This is a genomic window from Celeribacter halophilus (assembly GCF_018860305.1).
GTDB classification, from domain to species: Bacteria; Pseudomonadota; Alphaproteobacteria; order Rhodobacterales; family Rhodobacteraceae; genus Celeribacter; species Celeribacter halophilus_A.
In genome coordinates, this window is sequence record NZ_JAHKPE010000006.1 from 1 (window position 1) to 22,283 (window position 22,283).

Consider the following 22,283-nt stretch of genomic DNA (forward strand, 5'->3'; position numbering starts at 1 on the left):
TGGATAAGGGTAGGACGCACACGATGATCAGGACTGTGTCCTGTTGATCACCGGTTTCAGCGGAGAGCTGGGCGCGTGGCGGGCGACAGCTGAGATCGGCATATCTGGTCTGGCAGTCAGATCATGTCAGCCGAGGCTCACTCACGAGAAAACACACAAATCAGGACCCGCTCAACTATGGCTTCCGGAAGGCCTGAACGAATCTTTCGGCGCTCCAAAACCACAGTGCGGATTTTGAGTCAAGCTAATGATACTAAACAATAAAATACGTTTAAAAGCGCGTTTAAATTTTCGCAAACTAGAATGCGCTCGAATTGTGCAGGCTTTGAGGCAGGCAAATTGGTTCAGTTGAATGAAACTTGATGTTTTTGCCGCTGAGTGTCCTTGTTTCCTTGGTTTTTCAAATCGCCAAGATCCTAGAGGTTGGTCAAAATGCTGCTGAGTTGACGAAATTGAACTTTGGTTTTTCGCACAATATTTTTTGGGCTAACTACTTCATAGTAGCAATGGGCCAATAGGATACGACTATAAAATTGTTATATTGGAGCCCAGTGACAGAAATCAGATAGTTTATTCATGCTCTCTCCGGCTGATCGGGTTCAATCTCGCGTCATGCCTGGCGGCATTGCGCGTCTGGTTTTGCGGTCCGGGGATCATGTCACTATAGCCCCGCTTGGCTTCTTTCGAAAACCACTCGACATAAGATGCGCCGTAAAGGATTTCACCGCGCGCCTCGGTCCAGAGCTTGCCCATTTCCGCAGTCAGAATTGTTGCTAGGTCGTCCGCGTTCTCCACCATCAATTCGAAGAGCTTACGCAAGGTGGTTGAACGGGTTTCTACATCCGCCTGCGCCCAGCCACGTTTCGCATCATGAGCGGCATCAATGGCTTTTCTTACATCTTCGGCGCTCAGGTCCGGCACACGGGCGATCACCTCGCCCGTAGCCGGATTTTCAACGTCAAAGGTCTTTTCTCCGTCCACCCACACGCCATTCACATAGGCGCGGGTTTCCAGAAGGATCGGATCATTCAGAGTTCGCATGTCAATGCCCTTTTGCCGCTTTGATCGCCGCCTCAAGAATATCAAGAGCTTCAGCGAAAACCTCGTCTTCAATCGTGATCGGCGCAAGGAAGCGGATGACGTTGCCATAGACGCCGCAAGTCAGCAGAAGCAGGCCACGGGCAAGCGCTTCTTCACGGATTGTATTAGTTAGCTCTGGTGCTGGTGTGCCGTCGGCATGGCAGAATTCAGCCGCCACCATAAAGCCCGGTCCGCGCACTTCGGCGATTTCCGGCACGTCGGCTTTCAGCGCCTCAAGTCGCTTTTCGCCAAGCACATTGACTCGATCACAGAGCGCTTCTTCCTCAATCACATCAAGCACAGCATTAGCTGCAGCAATCGCCAGCAGGTTAAGGAACAGCCATTCGAGTTGATCAAAAGTCCGTCGCATTCGTTGGACAAGGCGCAATTATCGAAATTTTCGATAGTGTAAAAAAAACGTTTCGTTTCCGCCAGAAACTCGCTCGCGATACCTTGCTATCTAAGGAAAACGGAGTTTAACAATAATGGCCAAAGCAAAGACCAAGACACGCCTGGCAGCGGATATTGGCGGGACTTTCACAGATGTCGTTCTGGAAACACCCGTAGGCATGTTCACGGCAAAGGTACCCACGGATATCGAACAGCCTGAACGGGGCATCATGGCGGGTGTGGCCATCGTCCTCGAACAGTCGGGGCTGGCTTCCGGTGACATCGACATCTTCGTTCATGGCACCACTTTGGCCACCAATGCGCTGATCGAGCGCAAGGGTGCTAAGACCGCGCTGATCACGACCGAAGGTTTCCGCGACAGTCTCGATATCGCTTACGAGGCGCGCTACGACCAGTTCGACCTGCAGCTGGAAAAGCCTCTATCGCTGATCCCGCGCGGGCTGCGCTTTACCGTGACCGAACGGATGGATGTACGCGGCAAAGTGCTACTGCCGCTGGACCGCGCTCGTGTCACCGAGCTGGCGGCCGAGCTGAACCGGCAAGGCGTCGAGGCGGTAGCCGTCGGTTTACTGCATTCCTATGCGAACCCGGCCCACGAAAAGACAGTGCGTGATCTGTTGATCGACGCCGGTTGCACAGCCGAGATTACGCTGTCCTCGGATGTCTGTCCCGAGGTGCGCGAATACGAGCGCTTCATGACCACGGTCTGCAATTCATATGTCCAACCTATCATGGCCCGCTACCTGCGAGCGCTGGAAAAGACGTTATCCGACAATGGCTTCGTGTGCCCGCTATTCTTGATGACCTCGGGCGGAGGCATGACCACGCTGGAGGCCGCGATCCGCTATCCGATAAGATTGGTGGAGTCTGGCCCTAGCGGTGGGGCGGTACTGGCCAGCCGTATTGCAGCCAGTCTAGAAGAAAACCGCGTCTTGTCCTTTGATATGGGCGGCACCACGGCAAAGATCTGCCTGATTGAGGATTACCTGCCCCAGACTGCGCGGAACTTTGAAATCGCCCGCGCCGCGCGGTTCCAGAAGGGCAGTGGCATGCCAGTGCGCATTCCGGTGGTCGAGATGATCGAGATCGGTGCCGGCGGTGGGTCCATCGCCAATGTTGACAGTATGCGCCGGTTGGCCATCGGGCCCGAAAGCGCGGGTTCGGTGCCGGGTGCCGCCTGCTACGGCAAGGGCGGCGTCAAGCCGACAGTGACCGACGCCAACGTCGTGCTGGGCCGTATCGACCCTGAAACCTTTGCAGAAGGGCGGATGCATCTGAATGTCGGAGCGGCCAAGACCGCGATCAACGGAGATGTCGGTGAGCCGCTGGCTGTCAGCATGTCCGAAGCTGCGTTTGGCATCACCGAAATGGTCGAGGAAAATATGGCCAATGCCGCTCGCATCCATTCGGTCGAACATGGCGCGGACCTGTCGCGTTATACGATGATTGCTTTCGGCGGAGGAGGGCCACTGCATGCGGTGCGCATGGCTGAAAAGCTGGGCGTGGGCCGTGTCGTGGTGCCCGCAAATTGCAGTGTCGGTTCGGCCGTAGGCTTCCTGCGCGCTCCCATCTCTTATGAGGTGGTGCGCAGCCGCTACATGACATTGGACCTTTTCGATCTTGACGGCGCCAATGCTGTACTGGACGAGATTACCGCCGAAGCGCAAGGCATCGTCCTTGGCGGCGAGCCGGATAGTATACTGGTCGAGACCCGCACCGCATATATGCGTTATGTCGGTCAGGGACATGAAATTCAGGTGCCAGTCCCATCAGGCAAGCTGACCGAGCAGAGCTTGGCGCAGATAAAGGCCGATTATGAAGCCGGCTATACCCACCTTTTCGGCCGCACAATCCCAGAACGCGATATCGAGATCCTATCTTGGTCCATCGTGGTCTCGACCCGGCAAGAACCGGCCGAGAAGAGGCAGGTTAACGTTCTGGCGACGGAGGCCGCGCCCATCGGCAAGCGCCCGGTATTCATACCGGCGGATCACGACTACCGCGAGGTGCCAATCTTCTGGCGCCCCGATCTGCCTGCGGGCGCAAGCTTCCAGGGTCCGGCCCTGGTGGCCGAACCGCAGACTACGACTTTCGTTTCCGCTGCCTTCACCGGCCGGATCGACAGCAAATCTAACCTCGTGCTTGAAAAGGTATGATTATGGCCCGCGAGTTGAACGAAATCGAACGCCAAATCCTGTGGAACCGGCTAATCGCCATCGTTGAGGAGCAGGCTCAGACACTGATGCGTACCGCCTTTAACCCGATTGTTCGGGAATCGGGGGACCTTTCTGCCGGAATCTTCGATATCAAGGGGCGGATGATTGCTCAGGCGGTTACGGGCACGCCCGGCCATGTCAATACGATGGCGGAATCAGTCAGCTTCTTCCTCAACGAGTTCCCGCTTGAGGATATGCACCCTGAAGACATCTATCTGACCAATGATCCCTGGAAGGCGGCCGGCCACCTGAATGACTTCATGCTGGTCCGTCCCTGCTTCCACAACGGCGAGCTGATCGGCTTTACCTCTTGTACCAGCCATCTCGCGGACCTAGGAGGTCTGGGCTTCGGTCCTGATGGGAGCGACGTGTTGGACGAAGGTTTGTTCGTGCCGATCTTCAAACTGGTCGATGCTGGGCGCCTGGACACTAACTTCATTCGCATACTCAAGGCCAATAGTCGGGTACCGATTGAGGTCGAAGGCGATCTTTATGCTCTGATGGCCTGCGTCGAATGCGGCAGTCGTCGCCTGTCAGAATGCATGGCTGATGTTGGAATTACTTCGCTTGAGGATATCGCGAACTACATCATCGACACATCGCGCTCTCGCACCAACGAGCTGATCCGCGCCCTACCTGAAGGCGTGTATCACAACACCATGCGCATCGACGGCTATGACCGGCCACTGGATCTTGAGGCATTGATGACCATCAAGGACGGCGAGATCACGGTTGATTATACTGGCACATCGGGCCTTTCAGAAAAAGGAATCAACTGCCCCCTGAACTATGCCAGCGCCTATTCCTGCTTTGCGCTGAAATGCGCGATCGCGCCGGACATCCCGAACAACGCTGGCTCACTGGAGCCGCTGAAAATTACCGCCCCGAAAAACACCATCGTCAACGCGCAATATCCAGTGCCGGTAGCTATGCGTCACGTTGTCGGTCAACTGTTGCCTGATGTGGTCTTCGGTTGCCTGCACAAAGCCCGCGCGGGTCTTGCGCCGGCTGAAGGTGCTTGCTGCTTGTGGGATCTTCCTCTGCGTGGGGGCTATGCTGTCAACGCGGTTCAGGACAAAACCCGTTTTGCGACCGAACTGGTCCATAACGGTGGCACCGGTGCGCGCCCGACCAAAGACGGGTTGTCAGCTACGGCTTTCCCCAGCGGGGTGATGGGGTCGCTGGTAGAGATCACAGAAAGTGTTTCGCCGCTGATCATCTGGAAGCGCGAATACCGTCAGGACTCGGGCGGACCAGGCCGACAGCGCGGAGGCCTTGGCCAGGTGCTGGAACTGTCCAGCAGCGAGGATGCGCCAATCTCGCTTTTCGCTGCGCTTGACCGGATCAACCACCCGGCACGTGGTCGTGAAGGCGGGTGCGATGGCGCGGCCGGAGTGTTGATGCTATCTGACGGGACCCGACTGAACCCCAAGGGTGAGCAGATCATCCCTGGTGATCAGCGCCTGATCATGTTGACCCCTGGCGGCGCAGGCTATGGCAGCCCGATCAAGCGTGAACCTGCTGATGTGGTTTGCGATGTGCTGGCGGGTCTTGTCAGCCCGGAAAGTGCAGAAGCCGATTACGGCATTCGTGTCGAAGCAGATGGCAGCTATTCTTTCAGCGGCGTTCGCGCGCAAAGCGAGGTGGGGGCATGACCAACGACCAACACCCCGACACGCTGGCCGCGACAGCCCTTGGCTGGATTGACCGTGAAACAGACGCCATGGCCGCCCCATTGCGGCCATCGACCTCCTTTCTGCGCGATCCGGCGCATCTGGACCGCACTGGGCGTAAATTCACGCGCGACGACAACCCCAGCTATTTGCAGGCCGAAGCACTGATCAACGCGCTGGAGGGCGGCGCAGGCTGCTTGCTGTTTTCCTCGGGTATGGCGGCAATCACGGCGGTGTTCCAGCGACTGATGCCAGGAGATCACGTGATCTTGCCAGTCCAGGTCTATTCAGGGTTGCGCGACTGGCTCGAGCATCACGGTAAGCGCTGGGGGCTGGAGGTCAGCTATTTGCCCGACTACACTCCTGCCACAATCGAGGCCGCGATCATTCCCGGCAAAACGAAAATTGTCTGGATGGAAACCCCTAGCAATCCCACTTGGACGGTCAGCGATATCGCAGCGATCGTGAATGTGGCGCACAAGGCCGAGGCGATCGTCGGTATCGACAATACCGTCTCGACTCCGATCCTGACACAGCCGATCCGTCACGGTGCCGACCTCGTCCTGCATTCCGGAAGCAAATATCTGAACGGACATGGCGATTTGATCGCCGGCGCTGCCGTGGTCGCGCCAGGGCGAGAGGACCTTCTGGCTGATATGAAAACTCAGCGGAACCATTATGGCGCCATTCTGGGCAGCTTTGAGGCCTGGCTGCTGCTGCGTGGGATGCGAACACTTGCCCTGCGGGTGCGCGCGCAGTCGGCCTCGGCTCTGAAAATCGCCAAGTTTCTTGAAAACCATCCGGCGGTGGTCGAGGTGCTCTATCCAGGTCTGCCCTCGCATGCCGGTCATGATATCGCTCTGCGACAGATGGCTGGCGGTTTCGGTGGAATGTTGTCTTTTTGTGTTGCGGGCGGCGAGACTGCTGCGAAGGCCGTGGCTGCGCGAGTCGGCGTCATCCGGCAAGCAATTTCGTTCGGAAGCACCGAAACGGTGATCGAGCACCGCGCCGGCATGGAAGGCCCTGACAGTCCCACTCCGCGCGACCTTCTGCGTATTTCAGTCGGGCTGGAGAATATTGACGATCTGATCGGCGATCTTGGTCAGGCCCTTGAAGTCGTGATCACGCAAGAGGAGAAGCGCGCATGAATATTCGATCCACTGCCATCGATTTTGCACCACGTAGTATCCGCGTCGGGCTGATCGTTCCATCCTCGAATACCAATTTCGAACCAGATTGCGCGATGTTGGCCCCCAGTGGGGTGACGCTGCACGCAGTGCGTAGTGGTGGCTACAATGTGAATGCGATCCCAGATTCGGCGCTCATGCGCCGTTTCGCCCGCGAATCGCTGGATCAATGCGTTACGTTGCTGATTGATGCGCGCGTGGATATGGTTATCTATGGCTGCACTTCGGCCACCCTATCCGAAGGACCCGTCTATGATCGCCAGTTCTGCGATGAATTGGAGGAAAAGGCCGGCGTACCTTCGATAACCGCCGCGGGAGCTCTGATCGAGGCGGTGAATAGCATCGGAGCGCGCCGGGTGGCCTTTACCTCGCCCTATGTTGCCGCGCTTAGCGCCGAGTCCGTCTCCTTTATCCGAGAAAGCGGGATTGAGGTAGTCAGCGAGCTGGGTTTCAAGGAAGAACTGTCTAGTCTCGGCCAGAACGCGCTGACGCCGCAAGACGCCTATGATATGGCGCTACGGGTCGATCATCCTGATGCTGAGGCAATTGTAATCTCGTGTACCGACTACCGTGCGCTAGAAGCAGTGCCAGCGATTGAGGCCGCACTGGGCAAGCCGGTCATCACCAGTAACCAGGCGCAAATGTTCGTCTGCCTGACCCGGATGGGCCTGCCGACGACCGGCATCACTAAGGGCGGACGCCTCTTCACCCGGCAAGGCCTTGTTGCATGACCTGCGCTGCGCAGATACTGGCCGAAATGGGGTTAACCCTGCCTCCTCCTCCCGAACCGGCGGCGGATTACCTGCCTTGGACGGTGACTGGTAGCCTTGTTCATATCGCTGGGCAGACGCCCAAGATTGGCAGTGAATTACAGTTCACGGGCCAGGTCGGAAATGAGCTGACACTGGTTCAAGGCCAACAGGCCGCCCAGCTTTGTGCGCTTCGTTTACTCGGTGCGCTGCGGGCGGCGGCCGGTGATCTAGACCGCGTTCTACGAATCGCAAAGTTAACTGTTTTCGTCAGCGCGGCGCCCGGTTTTGCGGACCATTCCGCCGTTGCTGACGGAGCGTCGCGGTTGTTGGCCACCGCCCTTGGCGATGGTGGTCGACATGCCCGATCCGCCATTGGAGTCGCCAGCCTGCCGGGCAATGCTGCCGTTGAAATTGACATGGTGGCCCAGATCATAACGTAATCGAAAAAAAGCAAAGCAAGACAACAGGGAATTAAAAGATGCCAAAGAGCCTCATGACCACAGTAATAGACCGACCAGATGTAATCGGGCGCCGGAAGTTTATGAAATCTGGACTAGCCTTGGTCGGCGCCGGTTTTCTCATGCCGAGCCTATCCACAAAATCGGCTTTGGCTCAAACTCCGGTTAAGGGAGGTATATTGAGTCTGGGTATCACAGGCAGCGTGACTGACCGACTGGACCCGGCCACTTGGACTGGGCATGCCATGCCGACCTTTGGCAAGACCTGGGGTGAGACGTTGGTAGAACCGGATCCGGTCGATAAGTCGCCTGTTCCGGTTCTAGCCGAAACCTGGGAGGCAGACGAAGCTGCCAAAATCTGGACCTTTACTCTACGCCAAGGTGTGACGTTTCATAACGGCCAGCCGATGACCTCGGAGGATGTGGTCAAGACACTGCGTCGGCATTCCGATGAAAAAAGTCAGTCTGCAGCACTTGGCGCGCTTGGCGATATTGCTAGCATAGATGCTGATGGGCCGGGCAAGGTGGTCGTGAGACTGAAATCAGGCAACCTGGACCTCCCCTTATTGCTGTCGGATTACCACCTCATCATTCAACCCGGCGGTGGTGTCGATAAGCCCGATGCCGGGATAGGCACTGGGCCCTACCGCGTGGTCTCAGTTGAAGCCGGCATCAAGTATGTCAGCGAAAAAGTCTTAGGCCATTGGCGCGAGGATGTAGGTCATGTAGACCGAATCGAGATGATGATCATCAACGATGACACGGCACGATTGTCGGCCCTGCGTTCAGGCCGCGTCCACATGATCAACCAAGTCGATCCTAAGACCGCCAAACTTCTGGAAAGGGTGGGTAAGGTTTCGGTCGAGAACACCCAAGGCGGCGGGCACTACACCTTTTCGATGCGGACGGATATCGCACCCTTTGATAATGCAGATCTGCGACTGGCGATGAAGTATGCCATTGATCGTTCTGAGCTAGTCGAGCGGATTCTGCAAGGTTATGGCACTGTAGGGAATGACTATCCGATCAACGCGACATATCCGATGGCGCCCGAAGAGATCGAGCAGCGTGGATACGACCCCGAGCTGGCCCGCCGCCACTTTGTGAAATCTGGGCATAAGGGCCCGGTGACACTGCATGTCTCTGACGCTGCCTTTGCCGGTGCAGTCGATGCAGCGGTTCTGTTTCAGGCCTCGGCGGCCAGGGCTGGCATAGAGATCGACGTGCAGCGAGTGCCCGCCGACGGCTATTGGAGTGATGTCTGGAACAAGGTTCCTTTCTCCGCATCCTACTGGACCTCGCGTCCCGTGCAGGACCACATATATTCCACCGCCTACATGAGCGGCTTGCCCTGGAACGAGACACATTGGTCGCGCCCTGATTTCGATGATTTAGTATTGGCGGCTCGGATCGAAGCTGACCCGGTCAAGCGCCAGAAGCTTTTTAAAGACATGGCACTGATGGTTCGCAATGAAGGAGGGGTGATCATTCCAATGTTCAATGATTTCATCGACGCAGTTTCGGACGAGGTAGGTGGTTATATTAAGGACACGTCAGGACCGCTGTCCAATTATTTTGCGCCGATCCGCTGTTGGCTGGGAACATCGTTATGACCACTGCTTGGATGGGTAGGACTTCTGGTAATCCTTTGATCCGTCTGACCCTGCAACGTATGGCCATCAGCCTTGGGTTATTGCTGGCGATGTCGCTTCTGATCTTTATTGGCGTCGAGCTGCTGCCCGGCGACGTCGCGCAGAACATACTTGGACAGTCGGCCACGCCCGAGGCGCTAGCCAACCTGCGTACAGAACTTGGCCTCGACCAACCGGCACCTCGTAGGTATCTCTCCTGGCTGTGGGGGATCTTGCATGGGGATTTGGGCACGTCGCTGTCCGGCGGGCAGGATATTGCCGAGATGATTTCTGGACGTTTTGCGAACACGATGCTGCTGGCTGGGCTGGCTGCCCTGGTCTCGGTCCCGACAGCGATTGTTCTGGGTCTTTTGGCCGTTCTCTATCGCGATAGCTGGGTCGACCGGGTGATATCCTTCAGCACGCTGGCAACGATATCGCTGCCCGAGTATTTCATCGGCTATGTGTTGATTATGGTGTTTTCCATCTGGCTAGGCGTATTGCCGTCCGATGCTATCGTTTACAAAGGTATGGGTGTGGGCGAGCGGTTAATCTCGCTGATCCTTCCCTGCGTTACGCTGGCACTAGTGGTGATCGCACATATGATGCGCATGACCCGCGCCGCACTTATCAGCGTGATCTCCAGCCCCTATGTGGAGACGGCAGAACTGAAAGGCCTCAAGCGAAGACATATCCTAACGCGCCATGTCCTGCCCAACGCCATCTCACCCATCATCACCGTCGTAGTCTTGAACTTGGCCTATCTGATCGTCGGTGTTGTCGTGGTTGAGGTCGTGTTTGCCTATCCCGGCATGGGGCAATTGCTAGTCGATCACGTGGCCAAGCGCGACGTGCCAGTCGTGCAAGCAGTCGGGCTCATCTTTGCCGCTACCTATATCATCCTGAACCTGATCGCCGATATCCTGGCGATTGTCGCAAACCCGCGCCTGCGTCACCCAAGGTGACCCATTGTCACCACAATTGAAAGGACATCTCATGAAAAGCCTCAGACAATTCAGTTATGGCGCCTGGATCGGGGCGACCATTCTGACGCTGATGCTGATAGGGGCTATTTTTGCCCCTTGGATCGCGCCCTATGGCGAGAACGATATCGTCGGCGGCACGTGGGAGCCGATGTCATCTCAGTTCTGGCTGGGTACCGATCAGCTGGGCCGAGATTTCCTGTCCCGCATGCTCTACGGAGCGCGAGCGACATTCTTCGTGGCCGGTATGGCAACGATTCTTTCATTCACTTTCGGATCGCTATTTGGCTTCGTGGCGGCCACGGTAAAGGGCTGGACCGACCAAACGCTCAGCCGGTTTAACGACCTGATGATGTCGATCCCGACCTTGATTTTTGCGCTGGTGGTCCTGTCCACACTTGATGTGAACGTCACCAATCTAATCTTTGTGATGGCCATTCTGGACAGCACCCGGGTCTTCCGCCTGTCGCGATCCGTTGCGGTCGATATTGCTGTGAACGATTATGTCGAGGCCGCTCGGTTGCGTGGCGAGGGAACACTATGGGTGATCTTTGCCGAGGTGTTGCCGAATGCGCTTTCGCCTCTGATGGCGGAACTGGGTTTGCGCTTCGCCTTTGCGGTTCTGTTTCTCAGCAGCCTCAGCTTCCTTGGCCTGGGAATCCAGCCGCCACAGGCTGATTGGGGCAGCATGGTACGCGAGAACAGTAGTGGTATTGGGTTTGGCATCCCTGCCGCGCTGTTGCCAGCTGCTGCCATTGCGTTGCTGACGATCAGCGTCAATCTTGTCGTCGACAGCGTGCTGAACCGTACATCAAGCCTCAAAGGAGGACGCGACTGATGAACCAGAAACCGATTGAAAGCAATGATACGCATCCGGTGCTGGACGTCCGCAACCTGCTGATCGCAGTTCGGACCGAGGGAGAGAATGGCGAACTGATCGACAAGACTATCGTTCACGGCGTCGACTTCACGCTGGAACGGGGCAAGGTTCTGGGCCTGATTGGCGAATCCGGCGCAGGCAAATCGACAATTGGCCTTGCCAGCATGGCATATGGGCGCGGGGCCTGCCGAATCATCGGTGGCGAGGTCCTGCTGACCGGCGATAATATACTGACCTATGGCTCCGAAGCTATTCGCAAGTTGCGTGGGCAGCGCGTTACTTATGTCGCGCAATCTGCTGCTGCGGCGTTCAATCCCAGCATACGCTTGGCAGATCAAGTGATCGAATCCGCGCTTAACCACGGCATGATGTCCCGTGACGAGGCATTGGAATATGCAGTCAAGCTATTCACCGAACTACAGTTGCCCGACCCGCAAAATTTTGGAAAGCGCTTTCCACATCAAGTCTCGGGAGGGCAATTGCAGCGCGCAATGACGGCGATGGCACTGTGTCCAAAACCCGACTTGATCGTTTTTGACGAACCCACCACGGCTCTAGACGTGACTACTCAGCTTGAGGTGTTGGCCTCGATGAAGAGGGCCATTGCCCATGCGGGGGCAGCAGCGCTGTATATCACCCACGATCTAGCGGTTGTCGCGCAGATGGCAGATGATATCCTCGTTCTTCGCCATGGTAAGGCCGTTGAATATGGCAGTACGGAGCAGATCATCCACGCTCCACGTGAGAAATACACTAAAGAGCTGGTCTCGGTCCGTGCCAAGGTCAACCCTGTACGATCCGCGTCAAGGGGAGAGACAGTTTTGCAGATCGAAAATGTTGACGCAGCCTATGGCGGGAATTTATTGAAGGTGCTGCATGATGTGTCGATGCAGCTGGACAAGGGGCGCACGCTGGCCATCGTAGGAGAATCTGGATCAGGTAAATCGACGCTAGCGCGTGTGGTGACTGGCCTGCTGCCGCCGATAAAGGGCAAGGTCCTGTTTCAAGGGCAAGCGCTGACTGGCGACCTAGCCAGTCGCAATAAGAATATTCGCCGACGTTTGCAGATGATTTACCAGATGGCCGACACTGCGATCAATCCGCGCCATACTGTCCGGCGCATAATTGGACGGCCGCTGAAATTCTATTTCGGCCTCCGTGGCAAGGCTCTTGATGATCGAGTTCGAGATCTATTGCGCCTGATCGAATTGAACGACAGCTTCCTTGACCGCTATCCGGCCGAGTTGTCAGGCGGGCAGAAACAGCGGATCTGCATCGCCCGTGCCTTGGCCGCCCAGCCTGATCTGATTATTTGCGATGAGGTGACATCGGCGCTCGATCCCTTGGTGGCCGAAGACATTCTTCGTCTACTTAAGACCCTGCAGGATGACACCGGCGTGGCCTTCTTATTTATCACCCACGATATTGAGACGGTACGTGCCATCGCTGATGATGTCGCAGTGATGCATCACGGCCGGGTCGTGCGCTTCGGCCCAAAGGACAAGGTTCTGATGCCTCCGATGGATGACTATACGCGTGAGCTTCTGGCTTCTGTCCCGACGATTGAAATCGGTTGGCTAGAGGCCGCGATACAACGTAAGATGGGCGTCGACGCCACACCGACCGGGACAACTGCAGATCTATGAATATCGACGCCGTCAGGACTTTTCTGGAGTTGTCGCGCCTTGGCAATTTCAGCCGAGTCGCGGAACAGATGAACGTCACCCAATCGACGGTCAGCGCCCGCATCAAAGTTCTGGAGGACAGTCTGGATTGTCGGCTGTTCGATCGCGGCCCGACAGGCGTGACGCTGACCGCAGCCGGCCTGCAATTTCATCGTTATGCCGCCTCTATGCTGCAACTGTGGCAACAAGGCCGGTCCGAGATCCGACAAAGCAGTGTTTATGACGGTTCCATCGGGATAGGCGTGCATATCACAATCTGGCGCACCTTCATGCCGAGCTGGATGATTTGGATGCGGCAAAACCACCCCGGCTTCAAGCTGAGGGTCGAGGCCGATTATTCCGAACGGCTGACCGAATATGTTCGCCAAGGGGTACTGGATCTGGCAGTAACGCACATGCCCCGCGCGCTACCCGGTCTAAAGATTGATGAACTGATGGTCGATTCTCTGGTTCTCGTTTCATCTGTCCCGTGCGATCTTTCAGAGTGTAACAATCAGAACTATGTGCATATCGACTGGAGCTATGGCTATCGCGAGGATCATCTCGATAAGCTGCCACAATTGCAGATGTCACAGTTCAATGTCGGCCATGGTGACATCGCGTTACAGTATCTACTGCAGGGTGAGGGATGTGCTTATTTACCTTATCGGTCGGTTGCGAATTATTTGGACGATGGCAGTCTCCACAGAGTCTCTAATGCCCCTGAACTCGCACGGCCTTGCTATCTGGTGCGACAGGTCGAGGCGGTTAACCATGAGCGGATCGAGATCGCGGTCGAGGGGTTAAAGCGAATAATGCCTAATGCCTAATGCTGGGGCCGAGCATCTAGGTTTTTAGCCGCGTCTCTCGATGCTCCCGAGGTTTTGTTGCATTATTTTCCGCGTTCATGATGATTGTCTTTGAATAAAGAACGAGATTTTCATGGCGCGACGCGATCTTTTCAAACGCCATCGCTCTCCCAAAAAGATGATCCTGTTGGCAGTGCGCTGGAGGCATAGTAGACAACCGCTCTCGTATCACCATCAACGAAATGTCTTTCCGTCTGCACATGGATACGGCGCCAGGTATCATCATCATCCGTGAACAAGAGACGGGAGTTGCTTAGAAATTCTCGTATAAGGAACTGTCTCTCTTTGGCCACGAGGGTCGCATTTCCGTTGAGCGAAATTATTTCAGCGCAGAGGCTGCGCGCCGGCGTTTGATGAGCCCTTTTACAAAAACGCTGTTTGTTCTCGCGTTTGATCAGGGCTGTGAAATATCTGGAACGCCATTAGACGCCGTATAATCGCGGCCTCTTCAAGCTTGGGATCGGGGAATTCACTCAACACAAAACGCATTTTTGACATCAGGACGGTTCTTTCGACATAGCTCCGCCAGCCGACATGAAACACATTCACGCCGGGGCGGGTTGGATAAGGCCCGGTTTCCGCCCTGACTGTCGGGCTGCCGCGAACGGCCCAAAGGCGACCTTGGCCGCACATTTGGCACGCTGCGGTGCGGCCCGCCGAAGGGGACATTCGCTGCAGTGCTGCAATCGTAGGGTCAGCGGACTCACAGTCTGCGGACAAAGCCCCATTTCGTTGCGGCTGCGCTAATGTCGGCTTTGGCAAACCGTTCAAAAAGTGTGAGTTTTGGAAGTAGTGCGTAAAGACAAAGAACTGCAGGAATAAGCCAATTTGAGATTTTCCCATGATGACCTAATCGGAAGTGGAAGCTAAAGCTGTAGAAAAAGGAGTATTCAAAATGGCACCAGATTCACAGAAACATCTAGCATCATGTCATTGCGGCCGTGTGCAGTTTGAAGTCCGTCTCACCGACGGATTGAATACTATTCGCCGCTGTTCATGTTCCTATTGCCGCATGCGAGGAGCAGTAGCCGTTTCGGCGGAACTGGACGGTATCAATTTTTTGAAAGGCGAGGACACTTTAACCCTCTACGAATTTAATACAAAAACAGCCAAACACTACTTCTGCCCAGTTTGTGGAATTTACACCCACCATCAACGCAGATCCAATCCCACTCAGTTTGGTATCAATGTTGCTTGCCTTGAAGGCGTGAGTCCGTTCGACTTTGCGGAGGTTGTTGTGTATGACGGCGTAAATCATCCGTCTGATGCGTCGTCAGGACCACTGGTCGCAGGTATTTTACGTTTTAGCCCTACCTAGAGCGTTTTTGACATGATCAAGGCATCCGCCTTGTCCCTCAGGAACCCATAGTTTTCATAGAATTCTTGAGCTGTCGCCGTGCTTTCAAGATGGCAGCTGCTGATGTTGTGAGAGCGTAGCTCTTCTTCCATTGCTGCCAACATGGCTTTGCTGACGCCCGAAAAACGTGCGTCCGGATGGACATAGTTCAACATGATTTCGCCCTGCAAACTTACCATACCGACGCCAACAACCATTTGATTTCTATCAGCGACGAAGACTGTTGCGTCCTCGCTTGCAATCCACTTAGACCAAGCCTCTACTGTTTTATTGCTAAGCCAAGATTCAATCTCCTGCGGGTCACCATCATGGTCGGCAACACACAATTCAGAAATTGAACGACGCAAAGTGTTGATCGCAGATTCGGCGTCGGAATTCATGGCCTTTCTGATTTTTGTCACTATCGCATCCTCTTTGGTCAACCAGACATAGCAAAACAGAAATCTACAGCAGAGGTTTCTTTAATCAAGCATTGTAGACTTTAGGGTTTGCCCAAAACGCTCCTTTTTGGCACATGCAAAAGATCATCCGAAATAACGCTGCCAAAAACCCTGTTCAAAACCTAAGTGGTTGTTGGAGGTTTTTGGGAGGCCTCACAACAGCGGACATTCGTGCAGCGTGCCGCATCCAACACTTTGGGCTCACAGCCGACCTCGGATGCGTCGCAGCATCATGTGGTATGATGTTTTGTCAACGTCGGGTTGTCGATGTGGAGGGCGTGGTGGATCGGAGGATCCGTCATGGAAACACCAAACCTACCCGTTATCCGCGCACTACGCCCGGCCTGGAACAAAGGCCGGATCGTCGGCCAGAAACGGCCGCTCAAGCCCAAACACGTCTGGGCGATCAGGGTGCGGCTGGAGCTGGCCGAAAACCATCGCGATCTGGCCCTCTTCAATCTTGCCATCGACAGCAAGTTGCGCGGTTGCGACTTAGTGAAGATGAAGGTGGTTGATATCATGGCGTCAGGCCAAATCAAGGAGCGCGCTTCGGTTCTGCAGAGCAAGACGCAAAAACCTGTGCGTTTCGAAATTTCTGAAGGCACTCGAGCATCGCTGGCGCGGTGGATGCGAGAGCCGCTCATGATTGGTTCAGAATATCTCTGGCCCGGGCGATTTCACGAACGGCTTCATATCTCGACCCGCCAGTACGCACGAATTGTCCGTGAGTGGGTGACGTCCATAGGTCTGGAAGCCAGCGCATATGGCACGCACTCGATGCGGCGTACAAAGGTCACGCAGATTTACAAGAAAACCGGCAACTTACGTGCGGTCCAACTCCTGTTGGGGCACACCAAGATGGACAGCACTGTCAGATACCTTGGCGTTGAACTTGAAGATGCCCTGGCTATCGCCGAAGCTATCGAAATCTAAACCAATGGGCCGTCGTCACAGACGGCCCAGAGCCGCCGTTGGCCAGATGTCCAGCCGCTGCGTGGCAACTTCCCTGAAGCAGACGTTCGACACATTGTGCAGAATTTCGTTTGAAGAAATTCTGAATATTCAGTTTTGCCCGCGATAGAGTTGGTATTTTTCTTTCGGCCTCTTGAAGCAAAGCCAATTTGAGCAAAACGCAATAACGCCTGACAAAGAGGCGCTGTTTTCGCATTATTATCGCTCATGCACAGCACTCATGTGCGAAACAAGGTGATCATGCAACGTTTGATCCATATCATTCCGTCATGCAGCCGCGAGTCTTAGCGTCGCGCTCGTAGAAATCCAAATGGACCCAGCAAATGCTGCGTAACGGCGCTGCCGCGCTCCATGAAATGCTCCGCCCATAAAAGATTTCACGCAAATGCCTTGGGGCATTTGCAAGTCATATCTGATCGAAGGAATACGATTATGAGTGTGAACGAAACGAGTCCAACCCCAGCATCTCCGGCCAAAACCTCCAAAAAGTTAGGTCTGGTGCCGCTGGTCGCGTTGGTTGTGGGATCCATGATCGGTGGCGGTGTTTTTAGCTTGCCGCAGAATATGGCCAAAGGCGCTTCTCCTGCGGCGGTCATTATTGGATGGTTGATCACCGGCATCGGGATGCTGGCACTGGCTTTCGTCTATCAAGGTCTCTCCACCCGCAAGCCGCATCTGGATGCTGGGCCTTATGCCTATGCCCGCGCAGGTTTCGGTGATTTTGTCGGGTTCAATAGCGCATGGGGCTACTGGCTTAGCGCATGGCTTGGCAACGTGTCCTATGTGGTGCTGATCTTCGGTGCGTTGAGCTATTTCTATCCAGCCTTCGGTGCGGAAGGGAACACGGTGCAGGCGATCATCGGGGCATCTGTAGTTCTTTGGGTCACCCATGCACTGGTCCTGATGGGGATCCGGCAGGCGGCGATTATCAATGTCGTTACGACCATTGCCAAGCTGGCTCCGATTGCATTGTTCATCCTGCTGGTCGCGATTGCGTTCAACATGCCAAAATTCAGTTTCGACTTCTGGGGAACGCAGACACCTGAACTGGGAAGTATTGTTGCTCAGGTTAAAAGCACAATGCTGGTCACGCTTTGGGTCTTTATCGGCATCGAAGGGGCCAGTGTCGTCTCGGGGCGTGCCGCGAAACGTGCTGATATCGGACGTGCGACAATTCTCGGCTTTGTGATTGCCCTATCCATCTATCTTCTGGTCTCGCTTCTGTCATTCGGCTTGATGAGCCAAACAGAACTGGCTGGGCTTCCGGCAGCGGCATCTATGGCCAATGTGCTTGAACAGGCAGTCGGTCCGTGGGGCTCGGTGGTTGTGCGCATCGGACTTGTAATTTCGGTTGCCGGGGCATTCTTGAGCTGGACTGTGTTTGCGGCTGAAATTCCCTATCGTGCGGCCAAAGAAGGCATGTTGCCTGCCGTGTTTGCGACAGAGAACAAAAACGGTTCGCCAGCCGGTGCGCTATGGATCACCAATATCTTCGTCCAGTTATTCTTGTTTGTGACTCTCTTTTCCAACTCGACCTATCTTGCCCTGTTCTACATCGCCTCGACTGCCATTCTGGTGCCCTATGTGCTGTCCGGGGCCTATGCGTTCAAACTCGCACTGAGCGGTGAAGGCTATGGCGAAGGCGAGCGGCGCGGACGTGACCTGTTCAACGGAGCACTGGCTACGCTTTACGGTGCATGGCTGGTCTATGCTGCCGGACCTGCATACCTTTTGATGTGCGCCATTCTCTACGCCGTAGGTGTGCCGGTCTATTGGTATGCGCGAGCCAAACGCGGCGAGAAAGCTTTTTCGGGCATCGAAGCATGGATCGGCATCGGCATTGTGATCGCAGCCCTCATCGCGGCTTACGAGATGTGGACCGGCGTGATCAGCGCCCTGTGATGTTGGACATTTAGGAGCAATAAAATGACAACGAATATGAAACTGGGTGTCCACTCCGAAACCGGAAAACTGCGGCAGGTGATTGTCTGCCGTCCGGGTCTGGCGCATCGCCGACTGACGCCATCGAACTGCCAGGATCTTTTGTTTGACGACGTTTTCTGGGTAAAACAGGCGCAAAAAGACCACGATGTTTTCGCCAATCTGATGCGGGACGAAGGTGTGGAGGTTCTGGACGTCAACGACCTTCTGGCCGAGACCCTCGATCTTCCGGAAGCGCGCGCCTATGTGTTGGACCATCGGGTGACGCCGGATCACGTGGGCGTTGGGATGCAGACGGAACTGCGCGCGTGGATGGATGAACTTCCCGGTGTGCAGTTGGCGGAATATCTGCTGGGCGGTTTGGCGGCAGATGATTTGCCTTTTGTGCCCAAAAACCTGTTCGGGAGCTATCTCGGCCATTACGGCCTTATCTTGCCACCTTTGCCCAATGCATTGTTTACCCGCGACAATTCAGCGTGGATTTATGGCGGTGTGACAGTCAACCCGATGCATTGGGAGGCACGCCGGCCCGAAACGCTGCTCAATACTGCAATTTACAAATACCACCCCAAATTCGCGGGCAAAGCCAACATTCATTGGGGAGATCCGACCAAGGAACACGGTCTGGCCACGCTGGAGGGCGGGGATATCATGCCGGTGGGTCAGAACACGGTGCTTGTGGGGATGGGAGAACGCTCATCGCCTCAGGGGATCGGGCAACTGGCCGAGGCACTTTTTGCCAAAGGCGTTGTGGAGCGTGTGTTGGCGTTCCGCATCCCGAAATCACGTGCGGCGATGCATCTCGACACCATCTTTACCCTGTGTGGCGGAGATGTTGTGACGACCTTTAAAGAAGTGGCAGATGAACTGCTCTGTTACGATATACGGCCCGGTGAGGGCGACGCGCCACTGTCTTTCCGTCAGGACCCGCGACCGATCTTCGATATCGTCGCTGAAGTTCTGGGATACAAATCGCTACAAATCGTCCCAACCGGTGGCAACACGCAAGAAGAGCGCGCCCGAGAACAGTGGAATGACGGCAATAATGTGCTGGCCCTGCGTCCCGGTGTGGTCGTGGGATATGATCGCAATGACGATACGAACGCGGCGCTCAAAGCTGTCGGAGTTGAGGTTCTGGCGATCCCCGGCGCCGAACTTGGACGTGGTCGAGGGGGCGGACATTGTATGAGCTGCCCGACCATCCGTGATGCACTCTGATCTGGAAGGATCATTAAAATGGCTTTCAATCTGAAAAACCGTAGCTTGTTGAGTTTGCGCGACTATACATCGTGTGAAATCGCATTTCTGTTGAAACTCGCGGCGGACCTCAAAACCGCAAAATATGCCGGAACCGAGGTGCCGACCTTACAGGGCAAGGACATCGCCCTGATATTTGAAAAGGATTCCACCCGCACCCGTGTAGGCTTTGAGGTGGCGGCCTATGATCAGGGGGCGCGGGTCACTTATCTCGGCCCGACTGGTAACCACATGGGCCATAAGGAATCTGTCAAGGATACAGCACGTGTTCTCGGGCGCATTTATGATGCGATTGAATATCGGGGCTTTGGTCAGGAGATAGTTGCCGATCTTGCAAAGTATTCGGGTGTTCCGGTCTATAACGGGCTGACCAATGAATTTCACCCGACCCAGATACTCGCGGATTTTTTGACAATGCAGGAACACGTCGAAAAACCACTACATCAGGTGTCCTATGTCTTCGTCGGTGATGCGGCTAACAATATGGGCGACAGCCTACTGATTGGCGGAGCCAAGATGGGCATGGATGTGCGGCTTTGTGCCCCAGAGGCGTGCTGGCCATCTCAGTCGATTCAGGATGAGGCACAGAGCCTCGCCCAAGAGACGGGTGCGCAGGTCATGATCACCGATGATATCGACAAGGCCGTGAAGGGCGTAGATTTTGTCTATACGGATGTCTGGGTTTCGATGGGTGAGCCGAAAGAGAAATGGGCCGAACGGATCAAGCTGTTGACGCCGTATCAGGTGAATGCAGATCTTCTGGAGAAAACCGGAAATCCGCGTGTGCGCTTCATGCATTGTCTGCCTGCTTTTCATAATACCGACACCTCTGTCGGTGCCGAAATCGAACGTGAGTTCGGTATCTCTGCGATGGAAGTGACAGAGGATGTGTTTGAAAGCCCGGCTTCGATTGTTTTCGATCAGGCTGAAAACCGGCTGCATACGATCAAGGCCGTGCTTGTCGCCACGTTGGGGGCTTGAGATGCTGGTCGTAGCTGCGTTGGGCGGCAATGCCTTGTTGAAACGCGGAGAACCCCTGACCGCGCAGGCGCAGCGCGCGAACGTGAAACGTGCGGCGGCCGCTCTGGCCGCCATCGTGCGTGCTGGTCATCGACTGGTCGTCACCCATGGCAACGGGCCACAGGTTGGGCTTTTGGCTTTGCAAGGGGCGTCTTACAATCCTGACGAGGTCTATCCGCTTGATGTCTTGGGCGCTGAAACCGAAGGTATGATCGGTTATATGATTGAGCAGGAACTCGAAAATGCCCTTGATCATGACCGCCCTGTGGCAACGCTTCTGACGCAGGTTCTGGTCGATCACCGCGATCCGGCCTTTGGCAAGCCGACGAAGTTTGTCGGTCCGGTGTATGAGCGTGAAGAGGCGCAGGCGCGGGCTAAAGCGGCGGGCTGGGCGATTGCAGCAGATGGCACGAAGTGGCGTCGGGTGGTCGCCTCGCCTGCGCCGCTCGACATTCCCGATCTGCATGTGCTCAAGTTGCTGCTTGAGCAAGGCGTGATCGTGATCTGCGCGGGCGGAGGCGGGATTCCCGTGGTTCAGCGCGATGACGGGAGCCTTGTGGGGGTTGAGGCCGTGATCGACAAAGATGCAGCCAGTGCTTTGCTGGCACGAAAACTGGAGGCCGATGCGCTGTTGCTTTTGACCGATGTTGACGGCGTATATCGTGATTTCGGCACACAAGCCGCAGCGCGTTTGCCGCATTTGACACTGGCTGAGGCCGAAGCTCTGGATGTGCCCGCCGGATCAATGGGACCGAAAGTGCATGCGGGTCGCGATTTTGCCCTCTGCGGTGGCATTGCTGGCATCGGAAGACTTGAAGATGCCCTCGCTATTCTCTCTGGTGAGGCTGGCACACAGATCAAAGGCATGTGAGTGGCCCTCAGCTTGCATGACCTGACAAAGTAAGTATGGATAGACCTGTTGGAAAAATATCAGAGCCAACAGATTTTCAGAGGAGGTCCACCTCCTCCGATTGAATGATTTTTCAAAATGAATACGAGTATGAAAGCCGGTCAAATGTGTGCGACAAAGTAGCTTCCATGAAGCAGTCGTTTGGACTGTGATGCAGCTCATGGCGATGCTTTGCGTCAACTATTCAATTCGCCTAACTCTTCCGGCGCAGTGCGTGCCAAATTTGCCAAGGCGGCTTCCTGCGTTTTGCCGAACTCGGTGCGCTGCCCATCATGGGGGTTGTTTTCAGCTCTGGTATGAATGGCCGCTTTTGCCTTTCTGAAACGGAACCATAACTTGAGCAGTGAACTTCTGGTTTCCGCCCTCCCAGTGTATGCCCTTCGTCATGCTGCGCCCTGCACGAATGTCTTGGAAGGGCTGGGAGCGGTCATTAGACGCGATTCACATCAATGTCGGCTCAGGGCCGGGTCCCGTCGTTCCGATAGGGTGGGTAGACAGTTTAAACTCGTTGCACGGTCATGGACCGGCAGAAAGCCGTAAAAGCGGACGCGGATTCTCTGTTATGACTGGTCGCCGAATTGG

19 protein-coding genes and 1 pseudogene are annotated in these 22,283 nt (G+C 55.4%); 16 read left to right on the plus strand and 4 right to left on the minus strand.

Features of this window, described 5'->3' with window-relative positions:
• Positions 1–570 precede the first annotated feature (570 nt).
• Both KO492_RS00255 and KO492_RS00260 read right to left on the minus strand, forming a co-directional pair.
• Entirely contained in the window at positions 571–1,041 is a 471-nt protein-coding gene (locus KO492_RS00255) for an aldehyde dehydrogenase family protein (RefSeq protein ID WP_216043138.1), read from the minus strand.
• Position 1,042: 1 nt separating this feature from the next.
• Positions 1,043–1,411 (minus strand): annotated as a pseudogene (locus KO492_RS00260) (aminotransferase class III-fold pyridoxal phosphate-dependent enzyme); the annotation flags it as partial.
• Between the two features lie 154 nt (positions 1,412–1,565).
• Between KO492_RS00260 and KO492_RS00265 the strand changes: the two are divergent.
• From KO492_RS00265 to KO492_RS00310, 10 genes are all read left to right on the plus strand, one after another.
• Complete coding sequence (locus KO492_RS00265) at positions 1,566–3,647, plus strand: hydantoinase/oxoprolinase family protein (protein WP_216043140.1); 2,082 nt, start codon at positions 1,566–1,568, stop codon at positions 3,645–3,647.
• Positions 3,648–3,649: 2 nt separating this feature from the next.
• Entirely contained in the window at positions 3,650–5,362 is a 1,713-nt protein-coding gene (locus KO492_RS00270) for a hydantoinase B/oxoprolinase family protein (protein WP_216043141.1), read from the plus strand.
• On the plus strand, positions 5,359–6,528 hold the full coding sequence (locus KO492_RS00275; RefSeq protein WP_216043142.1) for a trans-sulfuration enzyme family protein: 1,170 nt from the start codon (positions 5,359–5,361) through the stop codon (positions 6,526–6,528). The genes KO492_RS00270 and KO492_RS00275 overlap by 4 nt, the downstream gene beginning before the upstream one ends.
• A complete protein-coding gene (locus KO492_RS00280) occupies positions 6,525–7,298 on the plus strand; it encodes a maleate cis-trans isomerase family protein (protein ID WP_216043143.1) in 774 nt (257 codons plus the stop codon). Before KO492_RS00275 ends, KO492_RS00280 begins: the two co-directional genes overlap by 4 nt.
• Positions 7,295–7,759 (plus strand): RidA family protein, encoded by a 465-nt coding sequence (locus tag KO492_RS00285; protein ID WP_216043144.1) that lies wholly within the window; start codon positions 7,295–7,297, stop codon positions 7,757–7,759. The genes KO492_RS00280 and KO492_RS00285 overlap by 4 nt, the downstream gene beginning before the upstream one ends.
• Positions 7,760–7,956: 197 nt before the next feature.
• Entirely contained in the window at positions 7,957–9,390 is a 1,434-nt protein-coding gene (locus KO492_RS00290; protein ID WP_216043145.1) for an ABC transporter substrate-binding protein, read from the plus strand.
• The gene (locus KO492_RS00295) at positions 9,387–10,373 is read left to right on the plus strand and encodes an ABC transporter permease (RefSeq protein ID WP_252735154.1); all 987 of its coding nucleotides are present in this window, start codon (positions 9,387–9,389) and stop codon (positions 10,371–10,373) included. The genes KO492_RS00290 and KO492_RS00295 overlap by 4 nt, the downstream gene beginning before the upstream one ends.
• Before the next feature lie 31 nt (positions 10,374–10,404).
• Complete coding sequence (locus tag KO492_RS00300; protein ID WP_289847556.1) at positions 10,405–11,229, plus strand: ABC transporter permease; 825 nt, start codon at positions 10,405–10,407, stop codon at positions 11,227–11,229.
• The gene (locus tag KO492_RS00305; RefSeq protein ID WP_216043146.1) at positions 11,229–12,917 is read left to right on the plus strand and encodes an ABC transporter ATP-binding protein; all 1,689 of its coding nucleotides are present in this window, start codon (positions 11,229–11,231) and stop codon (positions 12,915–12,917) included. The genes KO492_RS00300 and KO492_RS00305 overlap by 1 nt, the downstream gene beginning before the upstream one ends.
• Positions 12,914–13,765 (plus strand): LysR family transcriptional regulator, encoded by an 852-nt coding sequence (locus KO492_RS00310; RefSeq protein WP_216043147.1) that lies wholly within the window; start codon positions 12,914–12,916, stop codon positions 13,763–13,765. The genes KO492_RS00305 and KO492_RS00310 overlap by 4 nt, the downstream gene beginning before the upstream one ends.
• A gap of 402 nt (positions 13,766–14,167) precedes the next feature.
• Here the strand turns inward: KO492_RS00310 and KO492_RS00315 are convergent, their stop codons facing one another.
• Entirely contained in the window at positions 14,168–14,647 is a 480-nt protein-coding gene (locus KO492_RS00315; protein WP_216043148.1) for a hypothetical protein, read from the minus strand.
• A 52-nt stretch (positions 14,648–14,699) separates the two neighbouring features.
• Between KO492_RS00315 and KO492_RS00320 the strand changes: the two genes are divergently transcribed.
• Positions 14,700–15,122 carry a GFA family protein gene (locus KO492_RS00320; protein ID WP_216043149.1) on the plus strand — a complete coding sequence of 141 codons (423 nt, stop codon included), beginning with the start codon at positions 14,700–14,702 and terminating at the stop codon, positions 15,120–15,122.
• Here the strand turns inward: KO492_RS00320 and KO492_RS00325 are convergent.
• Entirely contained in the window at positions 15,119–15,562 is a 444-nt protein-coding gene (locus tag KO492_RS00325; RefSeq protein ID WP_216043150.1) for a GNAT family N-acetyltransferase, read from the minus strand. The two genes, KO492_RS00320 and KO492_RS00325, sit on opposite strands and share 4 nt — an antisense overlap.
• Before the next feature lie 339 nt (positions 15,563–15,901).
• Between KO492_RS00325 and KO492_RS00330 the strand changes: the two genes are divergently transcribed.
• The 5 genes from KO492_RS00330 to arcC all read left to right on the plus strand — a co-directional run bounded on the left by KO492_RS00330 (position 15,902) and on the right by arcC (position 21,662).
• The gene (locus tag KO492_RS00330; RefSeq protein WP_216043151.1) at positions 15,902–16,534 is read left to right on the plus strand and encodes a tyrosine-type recombinase/integrase; all 633 of its coding nucleotides are present in this window, start codon (positions 15,902–15,904) and stop codon (positions 16,532–16,534) included.
• Positions 16,535–17,005: 471 nt separating this feature from the next.
• Positions 17,006–18,475 (plus strand): arginine-ornithine antiporter, encoded by a 1,470-nt coding sequence (gene arcD / locus KO492_RS00335; RefSeq protein ID WP_216043152.1) that lies wholly within the window; start codon positions 17,006–17,008, stop codon positions 18,473–18,475.
• Between the two features lie 24 nt (positions 18,476–18,499).
• Positions 18,500–19,732, plus strand: coding sequence for an arginine deiminase (locus KO492_RS00340; protein ID WP_252735155.1), 1,233 nt, complete (start codon positions 18,500–18,502; stop codon positions 19,730–19,732).
• 18 nt (positions 19,733–19,750) lie between these two features.
• A complete protein-coding gene (gene argF / locus KO492_RS00345) occupies positions 19,751–20,752 on the plus strand; it encodes an ornithine carbamoyltransferase (protein WP_216043153.1) in 1,002 nt (333 codons plus the stop codon).
• A 1-nt stretch (position 20,753) separates the two neighbouring features.
• On the plus strand, positions 20,754–21,662 hold the full coding sequence (gene arcC / locus KO492_RS00350; protein ID WP_216043154.1) for a carbamate kinase: 909 nt from the start codon (positions 20,754–20,756) through the stop codon (positions 21,660–21,662).
• Positions 21,663–22,283 lie beyond the last annotated feature (621 nt).